Below are 13,512 nucleotides of genomic sequence, written 5' to 3' on the forward strand. Positions count from 1 at the left end.
TCACTCATCATTCCGGTCCACGCTATGAATACACAATTACTACGACCCCTTTTCGCACTGTTTTGCGCACTGCTCGTCGCTACCGTCGCCCATTCGGCGGTGGTTTACAGTCACAACTTCAACAACAGGAGTTTCACCGGGCACACGTCGATCAATTCGAACATGACGGCCGCATGGTCGTCCACAGGCGGCAACCTGTACTGGCGGGATTATGACGGGAACCCCGGATTGGCGCTTTATGGTCAAAATCATGTCTATATACTGACAGTCACTATGAAGGAGGGTTATCAAATGGAGCTGACCAGCATCTCCTTTTCAAGACTCTCCGGCGACAATGCCAATTTTCAAATACAGGTAGATGGAGCGAATTATGGGGCATCCATTACCTCCAACTCGACGCTTTCGCTCATCACCCGCAGTAAAACGGTCTCCGGGCTTCGTAATACCATCCGAATCCGGCTGGTGGTGACCAACGGAAATACTGTCAACAACTACTCCGCCATCGACAATTTCACCCTGAACGGAACTGTCAGCAGCTACGACCCCGCCGAAGAAGCACAACCCGACGCCAATGGTATTTTATATGTAGATGGTGGCGTCAGCACGCCGGGGGATGGCAGCAGCTGGGACCATGCGCTGCAACGGATACATTATGCCACACGAGCCGCCGCCATAACGCCCGCCATCAGGCAGGTATGGGTAGCGGCAGGGACTTACGAGACCGCCGCTGCCGATGAACCGCTGTCCCTTACCAACGGCGTCGCTTACTACGGAGGGTTTTCCGGCTATGAAAGTGACGTCCGGGAACGGTCCATTTCGCCTGCTTCCACCGTGCTCAAAGGGCTTGGCGGAAATGTGATATCGGCCTCCGGCGCGGACGCATCTACACGGCTCGATGGTTTCATGGTCACAGCCGGCACCGGTTTTTCCGTCAGCGATGAGCGGCGGGGCGGCGCTTTGCACGCAACCAACTCCTCGCTGGTGATCGCCAATTGCCTTTTCGCGGAGAATGCTACCGATCCCACCGCTTCGGAAGGCAAGGGAGGGGCGATTTATCTGCTCAATTCGAGCCCGCTGATCCTGCAATGCCTTTTCGCAGCTAACGCGGCCAAAGGTACCACCGCCGGAAAAGGTGGGGCTATCTTCCTCGACAATTCATCGCCTACCATCCGGAACTGTACTTTTTCGGCCAATGAGGTTGGCGGTAATGCCGCACCGGACAACGGGGGCGCATTGTATGCGGTCAGCGGCTCGTCGCCCGTCATCGAAAACAGCATTATCTGGAATAATGCCGATCCCGCTTCTCCCGGCAGTACCAGCGGTATCAGCGGAGGGGGCACACCGGTGGTCTCTTACTCCCTTGTCCAGGGAGGCTTCGCAGGAGGCAACCATATCCTCGACACCGACCCGCAGTTCACCGACGCGGCACAATACAACTTTGTCCAACGCAAAGGCAGCCCTGTAACCAATGCCGGCAACCCGGCGACAGACATTTCGGCCTTTGCTAAAAACACCGACGACACACCCCTCGCATTCGACGGAAACCGAAGGCTCACCAGCCAGGCGATCGACCTCGGGCCCTTTGAAGTGACGCCGAGCGCCATCTGGTATGTAAGCGCGGCCAGCGCTTCACCCGACCCTTCCGGCGACAGCTGGGCCAATGCGCTCCCTGGCCTGAGCGATGCGCTTGACCTCGCTTCCGAGGGCGACCAGATATGGGTAGCACGCGGCCTGTATCAACATACCGGCAACCAGCTGGCATTTATCCACGGGGTGAAAATCTATGGCAGCTTCACAGGAACTGAAACTACCCTCGACCAACGGCCATTGCCCATTGTCCACGGCGATCCCTCGACGGCAACCATCCTGATGTCTGCCGTCGGACCGTTCATTAACAATTCCGATAATGGTCTGACACCCGGTGATATCTTCGACGGCTTTACCATCGGAGGCGTAACGGGCAATGATGGCGGGGCCATGCATAATGCCAATGTCTCGTTTACCATTTCCAATTGCGCATTCATTGGCAACAGCGCCTCGGATGGCGGGGCGATCTATAACAACAATGCTTCACTGCTGATCACCAACACCCTATTCAAGGAAAACGGGGCCATGTTCGGCAGCGGCGGGGCCATTAACAACCGGAACGGTTCAAACACGGTGCTGATGAACTGCCTGATCACCGGCAATTCGGCCGGGGATTTCGCCGGGGCTATATTCAACGATGGGGCACAGGTGACGCTGCTCAACTGTACAGTTACAGGCAACACGCAGAACTACCCGGGAACTATTAACGGGTACGGCGGCCCGGTAACCGTCCGCAACAGCATCATTTACGGTAATGGCAGCGGCATTACCAGCCAGGAGAGCGCCATTTCGGTCACATACAGCCTGGTGGAAGGCATGGATGCCAGCGACACCGACCACAACCTGGCCGGTACCACCAATCCGCAATTTGCCGGTGAAGCCGACTGGACACTCCTGCCCTGTTCCCCGGCCATAAACCGTGGCACCAATGAGACCCTGCCCGATCTCCTGAGTCCGGCCACCGACCTGGCCAACAATCCGCGGAATTACAACGGGCAAATCGATATGGGTGCCTACGAAATGCAGGCAGTCACGGGCCCGGGCACATTACCCGGCAGTGGCGAGCAGGCGACGCTACCCGTCTACGCAGGCGCGACCGCCATCACCAGCGATTGTAAAACCTTCGGCCTTATCGAACCTACCGGCACGCTGGGGCCTCTCGGAAATGTGACGGTCAAAACCTTTCTGGCGGCAGGCAACACCGTTTCCGAAGGGGAAAAAGTGTTTGTCAAAAGACATTACGACATTACCCCGTCGGGGACCGACGGCCCGGCCAAAGTAACCCTGTTTTTTTCCAAACAGGATTTCGAAGCCTACAACCAGGCCTACGGCAATGCCAACAATGCCTCCCTCCCTGCCAACCTGAAAGTGGTACAATACCATGGTACCAGCCCGTACGGCTTCCCAGGCACCTATTCCGGCCCTACGCAGCTGATCACGGACGTAACGGTAACCGAAAGCGAAGACCACACCATGTACCTCGTTTCGTTCGAGGTAACCGGTTTCAGCGGGTTCTTTATTTCGGGGCAATCCGAGGCGGCATTGCCCGTTACGCTCGTGTCCTTTCAGGCCCAAAAACGTGAACAACAGGCCTATTTGCAATGGCAGACCAGCGCTGAAACCAACAGCGACCGGTTCGATATCGAGCGCAGCAGCGATGGCAGGCAATGGCACCACCTGGGAGAGGTGACAGCCACAGGCAGCGAAACGACCATTACCGACTATTCCTATACCGACGCTTTTCCACTCGCAGGTACCAATATGTACCGGCTTAAAATGATCGACCGTGGCCAAAATGGGGCCTTCTCGTACAGCCGCATTGCCGTGCTGGAATTTGAAGGGGAAAAAGTGGCCATTTATCCCAATCCGGCCACAGGCACGCCCGTTGTGCACGTGAAAGGTCTAAAACCGGAGAACGTGCGGAATATCAGGTTCTTCGACACCACCGGAAGGCTATTGCTACAACCGGCATTGCAGCAAAGCAGCATGGATATCCGCAAGCTGCGGCCCGGCACCTATGCCATTGAAATAGAAACGATGGATGGTAACCGGCAAAGCCTGAAACTCTCCGTGACGCAATAATCCTTACAAACGCTGGCTTATACTCAACGTTTCATAACGGGGCAGGCTGGATTGAATTCACACAATAGTTTCAGATATTCGCCGGCTACTTATACAGTACCGCTTGTCTGACTCGACTGGTACGGATCAATCTACGCTTGTCCCTTTTCCTATGTCTACTAATCCATGGCTGGCCGCCGTCAAACGCATTCTGGCATTATCCCAAACCGGCCTGGCATTCCAGCCTGGCGAATATGACCGCGAACGGTACGAGGAAATCCGCCAGATCAGCCTCGGCCTGCTCGCGAATATCAGCAACGCTCCTGTTGAGCAGATTATCAGCCTCTTGCCCCATGAAGTCGGTTACGTGACGCCCAAAGTCGATATCCGCGCCGTGATTTTCCGCGGTACCGACGAAGTCCTGATGGTACAGGAAAAAATAGATAACGACCGCTGGACATTGCCCGGCGGCTGGGCCGATGTGGGCTACACGCCTTTTGAAGTGGCTGTGAAAGAAGTGTTTGAGGAAACCGGATTACACGTGGAAGCGGTGCGGTTGCTGGCTGTTTTCGACAAAAGCAAACACGACCACCCGCACGAGCCCTGGTACGTTTACAAATTTTTCATCCTGTGCGACATTACGGGTGGTGAAATCCTGAAACAAACCACCGAAACTTCCGGCGTGAGCTGGGTGAAGTTCGATGAGCTGCCGGGCCTGGACTTGTCGGCCAACCGCGTGACCTATTCACAGATCGCCCAGCTGCTCCCCTTTGCCGCCGATCCGGGTTTACCTGTTTTATGTGACTGAATGGTGATGAAACATTTCCTGAAAACCTTGGAGCAAATTTGAAAACAGCCTCTTTTTAAATTAATATAAAAACCTCAAAAACAACCATTTAATCACAATTCGACCGAATGTAAAATTTAAAAACATTTGGTACGGATTCGAAAACAGATTGCCCGGACAGCCGGTAGCTTCGTCAGAAATTAATTCAAAAATCATGACAAGCAAAAAGGTAATCTTCTGGGCATTCACAGTCGCGCTGGGCGGTTTTTTATTCGGTTTTGATACTGCGGTCATTTCAGGCGCGGAGAAGTCGATCCAGCAATTGTGGGGCCTCTCCACGGTAGAGCACGGGTTCACAGTTTCCATCGCATTGATCGGCACCGTCCTCGGGTCGCTCACAGGCGCTATCCCCTCCGAGCGTTACGGGCGCAAGTACACGCTCTTCGCCATCGCCGTCCTTTACCTGCTTTCATCAATCGGCTCTGCCCTGGCGTCCGACTGGATTTCCTTTCTGATCTTCCGTTTCCTGGGCGGCATCGGTGTCGGCATTTCGTCGGTTACCGCTCCATTATATATATCCGAAATATCTCCCGCCAATTCCCGCGGCCGGCTGGTAGCGATGTTCCAGTTCAATGTGGTACTGGGCATTCTCATTGCTTACCTGTCCAATTTCCTCCTCGTAGGCATGGGCGACAACGACTGGCGCTGGATGCTGGGCGTGCAGGCGTTCCCGTCGCTCGTTTTCCTGGTAGCGATCCTTTTTGTACCAGAAAGCCCGCGCTGGCTGATCGTGAAACGCGGAAGGGTCGACGAAGCGCGTCAGATATTGTCTGTCGCGAATGGTGGTATCGACGTGAGCGGCATTGTATCCGACATCCAAAACTCAGCACATGCCGGCAGCCAGTCTAACGGCAACGTTTCCATTTTTTCTTCCCAATACAAATTACCCTTGGTGCTGGCGTTGCTTTTTGCCTTTTTCAACCAGGTTTCAGGCATCAATGCGATCATCTACTACGCACCCCGCATTTTTGAAATGGCGGGTCTGGGTAAAAGTTCGGCCCTGCTGTCGTCGGCCGGTGTGGGGCTGGTCAATTTCTGCTTCACATTCATTGCCATTAACCTGATCGACCGCTTTGGCCGCCGCACGCTGATGTTCATCGGGTCGTTCGGGCTGATAGCCACGCTGGGACTGGTAGCGCAAGCATTTTACAGCGGCAACCTGGGAGGGTATGCGGTACCGGTTTACCTGTTCATCTACATTGCCTTTTTCGCATTGTCGCAGGGCGCGGTGATCTGGGTTTTTATTTCAGAAATTTTCCCTAACCAGGTTCGCGCCGCGGGGCAGTCGATGGGCAGCTTCATGCACTGGCTGCTTGCGGCTGTGATCGCATTCACCTTTCCGTATATCGCCGAAACGCTCGGGGGCGGTAATACCTTCATGATCTTCTGCGGCATGATGGTGCTCCAACTGCTATTTGTGTGGAAACTCATGCCCGAAACAAAGGGCACTTCCCTCGAACAGATCGAAAAGACATTAATCCTTCACTAAAATCTCCACTTTAAACGATTACATATGACACCGAAACTGACAGTTTTTGGAGAAGTGCTCTGGGACGTGCTGCCCGACGTGCGCCTGGCCGGCGGGGCTACCATGAACGTCGCCGCACACCTGCAGCGCTATGGCATGGACGTCGCCTTCATCAGCCGCGTGGGCCACGACGAACTAGGTGCCGAACTGCTCGCATTCATGACACAACAAGGCCTCGATACGCAATGGGTGCAAACCGGCGAAACGCATTTGACCGGCATTGCCAAAGCCAACGTGTCGGATAGCAACGAGGTTACCTACAAAATCCTGCACCCGGTGGCCTGGGACTACATTCAGTTCGACGCCGCCGCCGCACAGCAGGTTGCCGAAAGCGATTTCTTTGTGTATGGCACGCTCGCCGCGCGTGACCGCACCTCACGCGAGACGCTCCTGCGCTACCTGGCCCCCGCGCCCGTCAGGGTATTCGACGTGAACCTGCGCCCGCCGCATTACTCGCGCGAACAGGTGCTGGAACTGCTCGGTTTTGCCAGCATTGTCAAAATGAACGAGCATGAGCTTCGCGAGGTGACTGGCTGGCTCACGACTTTCGAAAGCGAAAAGCAGGCGATGGCGTACATACTCGAACGTTTCAAACTGGACATGTTCGTGCTCACCTGCGGGGCGGAAGGCGCCATGGTGCTCACCGGCGGCGGCGAATACCATCAGCATCCCGGGTTTACGGTGGAAGTGGCCGATACCATCGGCAGCGGCGACGCTTTTCTGGGCGCATTCCTTTACCAAACCGCCACGGGACATGCACTGGCCGCATCGCTCGAATTTGCCTGTGCTGCCGGCGCATTTGTAGCCGGAAAAGCCGGCGCATTGCCCGCGTTTTCGGAAACCGACATTCAGGATTTCATTCACTTGCAACACCCCGTTACCCACTAATTTTCACTTACCCTATTTAATCCAACCGTATGCAAAGAATTCTACTGCTGGTGGCCCTCGTGGTCGCCTGCGTGGTGCAACTGCCCGCCCACGCGCAAAACAGGGCGCAGATCAAGGGCGTCGTCAAGAGTATCGACGGCGAGCCGCTTCCCGGTGTGAATGTTCTCGAAAAAGGGACTTCCAATGGTGCCGTTACCGATGTTTCAGGGGCTTACTCGATCTCGCCGAGCGCCGCTGGGGCGACACTGGTATTCTCCTACATTGGCATGCAAACAAAGGAAATTGTGGTGGGGAACCAGACCACCATCGACGTTACCCTCGATTACGACCAGAAAAGCCTCAATGAAGTGGTGGTTGTGGGTTATACTTCTTCCAAAAAAGAAGACCTGACCGGCGCCATTGCCGTGGTGGACATGGCCCCTTTGAAAAACATCAGTTCGGGTAATCCCATGCAGGCGTTGCAGGGCCGCGTACCGGGCTTGTATATCGAAAAAACCGGCTCTCCGAACGGTACCAACTCCCGTATCCTGATCCGCGGAGCCAATACCCTTGGCAACACCGACCCGCTGTACATTATCGACGGCGTGCCTACGAAACGCCCCGAGGTGTTCCAGGGACTGAACCCGAACTCGATCGAGTCGATCCAGGTGCTGAAAGATGCCTCGGCTTCGTCCATTTACGGTTCCCGCGCCTCCAACGGGGTGATTATCATTACGACCAAAAACGGTGCGAATAGCAACGGCAAGCTCAATATCGACTTCAATACCAGCATTTCAACGCAATCCGAGAAGTACGCACGGTTTAAAATGCTGAATGCGGTCGACCGCGGCCGGGCATTGTGGCAGGCTTCGGTGAACGACAAGGTCAATCCCGAGGATGGTTACGGAGCTTTGTACCAGTTCGACTGGAATAAGGATTTTTCCAATCCCATATTAAATGGTGTAAAAGTACAGCCCCTCGTGGGCGGCAACGCCAATATGCCCGCAGGCGATACCGACTGGCAGAAAGTAATGTACAAAACCGGTATCGTGACCAACAACGAACTGACGATCTCGGGTGGTAACGGCACTTCTTCGCTGCAAATCAACCTGGGTTATTACAAAAACACCGGTATGCTCCGCTATACTGATTACGACAAGATCAGCGGGCGCATCAACGGCCTTACCAGCGCCTTCGACGGCAAACTGAAAATCGGGGCTAATATGCAGCTTGCCTCTTCGAATGAGACGCTCGCGTCGACCGACATTGGCGGTGCCGCCACGCCCGGCCTGGCCGTTACCCTCGCGCCTACCATTCCGGTCTACGCCAAGGACGGTTCCTGGGGCGGTGCCATCGGCTCGGGTTACTCCGATCGCAATAACCCGCTGCACATGCAGGAGATCAACAAATGGGACAATGCACACCGGCTCACGCTGTTCGGTAATGTGTTTGTGGAAATCCAGCCTTTCAAAAACTTCTTCCTGAAAACCAGCCTGGGTGCCGACAATGCGGCCTACCGCTTCAAAAACATCGAACAATCCTTTGAAGAAGGCTCATTCGGCCGCGCCAACAACAGTCTGACGATCGACCAGAACCGCTACCTGAGCATTACCTGGTCCAACACGGCCCGCTATAACCTCGACCTTGGCAACAACCATTTCAAGTTCCTGGCGGGTATCGAAGCCATTAAAAACGACTCCGACTTTGAAATAGCCCGGAAAGAAGGCTTCGCCGTGCAAACGAAAGAGTATTTTGTACTGAATGCGGGTACCGGCAATACCAACGTAACCGGCTCAGGCTCGGGTAGCAGGCTGCTTTCGCAGTTCGCCCGCATCGATTATGGGTTCTCGGACCGTTACCTGGCCGCGATCACCATCCGTCGTGACGGTTCTTCCCGCTTCGGTTCCGCGAATGCTTATGGTATTTTCCCGGCGGCATCGGTAGGCTGGCGCATCGATAAGGAGCAGTTTTTCAAAGGCGTAACCAAAATCAGCAATCTGAAACTGCGGGCCGGGGTCGGCAGGGTTGGTAACCAGGAGATCGGTGATCTCGCCCGCTTTGGATTGTACGATACGCGTTACGGCGCGCGGCAGTCGCAATTCCCGAACGGCCATAACAGCTTCTTCGACCAGTTTTATAACATCGGAACAGCCTACGACCTCAACGGCGCCAACACGGGCAACCTGCCTTCCGGCTTTGTGTCGATCCAGGGTGCTAACCCGAACCTGAAATGGGAAACGACCGACGAAGCCAACTTCGGTCTCGATTTCGGGCTGTTCGACGGCATGATCCAGGGTTCTTTTGACTACTTTACCCGCAAAACCAGCGATATCCTGATCACCCCGCCGGTAGCATCGGCCGTGGGTGAAGGCCAGCTGCGCGTATTGAATGGTGCTGCCAAATCGAACAGAGGTTTCGAGTTCTCGGCAGGCTACTATGCCCGTCCGAAAGGCGATTTCACTTACAATGTAATGGCTGGTGTGAGCCGCTTCCGCGACAAGATCACCTCGCTACCCGAAGAAGTGCGTGCCGCTTACCCGGGTAATGCGATCCAGACGATCCTCGGCCATTCGCAGTTCGATTTGTTCGGTTATAAAACCAATGGCCTCTTCCAGAACCAGGCCGAAGTAGACGCTGCTCCCACGCAGGTAGGCGCCGGTCCCGGCCGCATCCGTTACGTGGACACCAACGGCGACAAGCGTATCGACGACCTCGACCGCGTGTTTTTCGGCACTACATTGCCTGCATTTGAATACAACCTGAAAGTGGAGGCATTCTACAAGTCGTTCGACTTCTCGATCTTTGGGTCAGGTATTGCAGGCAGAAAGGGTTTCGACATTTATACTTTCTATAACAATTTCATCCGTGGCCGCGAGAACGTAGGGCCGGGTGTGTTCGACGCCTGGTCGCCCACGAATACGGGTTCCAAAATCCCTGCATTGTCGCTGTCCGATGCCAACAACGAGACGCGTTCTTCGGATTATTTCAATGTGAATACTTCCTATTTCAAACTGCGCAACATCCAGCTGGGCTATGCACTCAATTCGGAGCTGATCCAGAAGATCAAACTGCAACGTGTGCGGATGTACCTGATGGCTGAAAACCTGTTCCTGATCAAATCGAAGCAGTTCAGCGGTCCTGATCCCGAGCGGACGGACATCAACGCCATCCCGATCCCACGGACTTTCACATTTGGTTTGAACATTTCTTTCTAATTCCTGAAAAAGCGCATTGTTATGAAAAGCAAATACCTATTCGGTCTGATCGCCAGCGGCACGTTGCTGATCACCACCTCCTGTAACGATTTCCTCGACTACCAGCCGCAAGGACTGCTGTCGTCGGAGAACATCAAATCGGCCTCCGCGGCGGAATCGCTCGTGACGGCGGCTTATGCCGGCATCGGCAACGACGAAATGATCGGCCCCATGACGAGCATGTGGGTGTACGGCAGCGTACGCTCGGATGATGCCTACAAGGGCGGCGGCGGCGTGTCCGACGTGGCGGAAATCGATTTTTACGAGCACTACAACCTCACCCGTCCCGACTTCGGCTGGATGCACCCGTACACCTGGGAGAATTTTTACAAAGCCATTTCCCGGGCCAATGCCGCGCTCACGAGCCTCAACGCATTGACTGACGCGGAATTCCCGCTGCGTTCTACCCGCATTGCCGAAATGCGTTTCCTGCGCGGCCATTCCCATTTTATGCTTAAAATGTTGTTCAAGAATGTGCCTTACATCGACGAAAAACTGTCGAGCGACGACATTCTGAAAGAGTCGAACGTGCGGTACAACAACGACGAGCTTTGGAATAAAATCGGGGAAGATTTTCAGTTCGCGGTCGACAACCTGCCGCAGAAGCAGGCGCAGATCGGCCGGGCCAACAAGCTCTCCGCCTCCGCCTACCTGGCTAAATTGCGCCTTTTCCAGGCCTATGAGCAGGATGCCAACCACAAAGTGACAGGCATTAACAAAAACCGTTTGCAGGAAGTGGTAACGCTCACCCAGGCTGTAATCGCATCCGGCCAGTATAGCTTGCAACCCGATTTTGCCGAAAATTTTATTGCTGAAACGGAGAACGGCCCCGAATCCATTTTCGCGATCCAGTACTCGATCAACGACGGTACTGCTGCGGGCCGCCTCAGCTACGTGACCGGCCTCAACTACCCGCATGGTGCGCCGCAGTACGGCTGCTGCGGCTTCCACCAGCCGAGCCAGAACCTGGCCAATGCCTACCGCACCGATGCGAACGGATTACCTTTGTTCGAGACATTCAATGACAAAAACGTAGATTTCACGACCGAAACCGTCGACCCGCGCGTGGACCATACCATTGGTATCGATGGCCATCCATACAAATACGATCCGACCAAGCCATTCAGTAACAGCTGGGTGCGCGACCCGGGCGTGTATGGCTTCTTTCACACCATGAAAGAGCAGCAACTGGCTACCAGTTCGTCGTATCATAAGGAAGGACCGTTTATCGGCAGCTCCAAGAATATCGACATTATCCGTTATGACGACGTGCTGCTGATGCAGGCGGAGGCCTATATCGAACTCGGACAGCATGCGCTGGCATTGCCGCTCATTAACCAGATCCGCAAACGCGCCGCGGCGAGCACCGGACGGTTAAAAAAGACGGACGGCACCATGCCTTCGAAGTACAATATCAAGGAATATTCCGCTTCCGGCTGGACGCAGGATTATGCCAGAAAGGCGCTTCGCTGGGAAAGAAGGCTCGAATTTGCGACCGAAAGTCCACGTTTCTTCGATCTCGTTCGCTGGGGCATTGCCGAGCAGACACTGAATGCGTATCTTGAAAAAGAGAAAGTAAGAAGGCCATTCCTCGCGACAGCGAAATTCACTGCGGGAAGAGATGAATACCTGCCCATTCCGCAGCGGGAGATCAGCTTTACGAAAGGGCTTTATGTGCAGAATCCGGGGTATTGATTATCGCTTGAAATTGCAATTAAACTCAAAAATGACACTTTGCGTGTCAGCCTGAGCGGAGTCGAAGGCCGTTGCAGTACCGGCCTTCGACTCCGCTCAGGCTGACAACTAAAACGTGATTGACAAATTCAAAAAATATGAAAAAACTAATCATACTATCAGCACTACTCGCTGCCCATTTCGTCAACGCTCAGGACACCCCTGAAAAATACCGCCCGCGGTTCCATTTCTCGCCGAAGGCACACTGGATGAACGACCCGAATGGGATGGTGTTTCACAACGGCACCTACCATTTGTTCTACCAGTACTACCCGGAAGCGAAAATCTGGGGCCCGATGCACTGGGGCCACGCCACGAGCAAGGATATGCTGCATTGGAAAGAACAGCCCATTGCGCTTTACCCCGACAGCCTCGGCTACATTTTCTCGGGCAGTGCAGTCGTGGATGTGAACAACACCTCCGGCTTTGGTAAAGACGGCAAAGCACCGCTGGTGGCGATCTTTACGCACCATAACCCGGTGCTGGAAAAGCAGAAAACCGGTAAGCACGAGTACCAGAGCATTGCTTACAGCCTCGACGACGGAGTTACCTGGACCAAATACAGCGGTAACCCGGTGGTCCCGAACCCCGGCATTACCGATTTCCGCGATCCGAAAGTGCGCTGGTACGAACCGCAGAAAAAGTGGATTATGACGCTCGCCACCAAAGACCGCATTACCTTCTACTCCTCCCCCGACCTTAAAAGCTGGTCGAAAGAGAGCGAGTTCGGTGCGGACGCCGGCGCACACGGGGGCGTGTGGGAATGCCCGGACCTGCTCCCGCTCACGCACGATGGCAAGCAGGTGTGGGTGCTGATCGTCAATATCAATCCGGGCGGTCCGAACAAAGGCTCGGCAGGGCAGTATTTCCTCGGCGATTTCGACGGCAAGACATTCACTGCCTATTCCAAGGGAACCAAATGGCTCGACTGGGGCGCCGATAATTATGCCGCAGTGACTTTCTCCAATACCGGCAACCGTACCTTGCTGATGGGCTGGATGAGTAACTGGCAATACGCCAACCAGGTCCCGACCGACCCCTGGCGCAGCGCCAACACCATTTCCCGCGAGCTGGGCCTGAAAGCCGTGGACAAAGAGCTCTATCTGACATCCGTACCGGCCAAAGAACTGGACGGTATTAAAGCAGAAGGTTATTCCAAAAAGAACCTGACCGTAAAAGCACCCGTAGACCTGGCTCCTAAGGGCAGTAATGCATCGGGCCTGTTCCGGCTCGACCTCAAAACGGCAGCCGCCAGCGATTTCGAACTGGTACTATCCAACAAGACAGGGAATGAGCTCCTGATTGGCTACGATAAGGCGGCCAACCAGTATTATATCGACCGCTCCAAATCGGGCAAGATCGATTTCGAGGCTGGTTTCGGGCAGAAGCATACCGCTCCGAGGTTGTCCAAAGACGGAAAAATTGCCTTGACGCTCGTCGCCGACGTGGCATCCGTCGAGCTATTTGCCGATGGAGGTTTGACCGTCATGACGGATATTTTCTTCGCCGACACACCGCTTTCGGAACTGAGTATCAAATCGATAAAAGGCATTCAGATAGAGGAAGTACAGTACAATGCATTGAAGCCCTCGATCGAGTAGCCACCAGGCAGAAAATAGAGCTGCCGTGGTGTT

General features: G+C 54.6%; 7 protein-coding genes. All 7 read left to right on the forward strand.

Annotation, left to right across the window (positions count from 1 at the left end):
• Positions 1–24 precede the first annotated feature (24 nt).
• The 7 genes from J7619_RS11150 to J7619_RS11180 all read left to right on the forward strand — a co-directional run bounded on the left by J7619_RS11150 (position 25) and on the right by J7619_RS11180 (position 13,479).
• On the forward strand, positions 25–3,669 hold the full coding sequence (locus J7619_RS11150) for a choice-of-anchor Q domain-containing protein (protein WP_291197954.1): 3,645 nt from the start codon (positions 25–27) through the stop codon (positions 3,667–3,669).
• A 151-nt stretch (positions 3,670–3,820) separates the two neighbouring features.
• Positions 3,821–4,456 carry an NUDIX hydrolase N-terminal domain-containing protein gene (locus J7619_RS11155; protein ID WP_291197956.1) on the forward strand — a complete coding sequence of 212 codons (636 nt, stop codon included), beginning with the start codon at positions 3,821–3,823 and terminating at the stop codon, positions 4,454–4,456.
• A gap of 193 nt (positions 4,457–4,649) precedes the next feature.
• The gene (locus J7619_RS11160; RefSeq protein ID WP_291197958.1) at positions 4,650–5,984 is read left to right on the forward strand and encodes a sugar porter family MFS transporter; all 1,335 of its coding nucleotides are present in this window, start codon (positions 4,650–4,652) and stop codon (positions 5,982–5,984) included.
• A 24-nt stretch (positions 5,985–6,008) separates the two neighbouring features.
• Positions 6,009–6,911: a carbohydrate kinase family protein gene (locus tag J7619_RS11165; RefSeq protein WP_291197960.1), complete on the forward strand. Its 903-nt coding sequence runs from the start codon at positions 6,009–6,011 to the stop codon at positions 6,909–6,911.
• Positions 6,912–6,940: 29 nt separating this feature from the next.
• Positions 6,941–10,105, forward strand: coding sequence for a TonB-dependent receptor (locus J7619_RS11170; RefSeq protein ID WP_291197962.1), 3,165 nt, complete (start codon positions 6,941–6,943; stop codon positions 10,103–10,105).
• A 21-nt stretch (positions 10,106–10,126) separates the two neighbouring features.
• Positions 10,127–11,839 (forward strand): RagB/SusD family nutrient uptake outer membrane protein, encoded by a 1,713-nt coding sequence (locus J7619_RS11175; RefSeq protein ID WP_291197964.1) that lies wholly within the window; start codon positions 10,127–10,129, stop codon positions 11,837–11,839.
• 137 nt (positions 11,840–11,976) lie between these two features.
• A complete protein-coding gene (locus tag J7619_RS11180; RefSeq protein WP_291197966.1) occupies positions 11,977–13,479 on the forward strand; it encodes a glycoside hydrolase family 32 protein in 1,503 nt (500 codons plus the stop codon).
• The last annotated feature ends 33 nt before the right edge of the window (positions 13,480–13,512 follow it).

Source organism: Dyadobacter sp. (assembly GCF_017744695.1).
Taxonomy (GTDB): Bacteria; Bacteroidota; Bacteroidia; order Cytophagales; family Spirosomataceae; genus Dyadobacter.

Excerpts from the sequence above, each read along its gene's own strand:
- J7619_RS11150 (WP_291197954.1), top strand. The coding sequence starts at position 25 with ATGAATACACAATTACTACGACCCCTTTTCGCACTGTTTTGCGCACTG.
- J7619_RS11155 (WP_291197956.1), top strand. The coding sequence starts at position 3,821 with ATGTCTACTAATCCATGGCTGGCCGCCGTCAAACGCATTCTGGCATTA.
- J7619_RS11160 (WP_291197958.1), top strand. The coding sequence starts at position 4,650 with ATGACAAGCAAAAAGGTAATCTTCTGGGCATTCACAGTCGCGCTGGGC.
- J7619_RS11165 (WP_291197960.1), top strand. The coding sequence starts at position 6,009 with ATGACACCGAAACTGACAGTTTTTGGAGAAGTGCTCTGGGACGTGCTG.
- J7619_RS11170 (WP_291197962.1), top strand. The coding sequence starts at position 6,941 with ATGCAAAGAATTCTACTGCTGGTGGCCCTCGTGGTCGCCTGCGTGGTG.
- J7619_RS11175 (WP_291197964.1), top strand. The coding sequence starts at position 10,127 with ATGAAAAGCAAATACCTATTCGGTCTGATCGCCAGCGGCACGTTGCTG.
- J7619_RS11180 (WP_291197966.1), top strand. The coding sequence starts at position 11,977 with ATGAAAAAACTAATCATACTATCAGCACTACTCGCTGCCCATTTCGTC.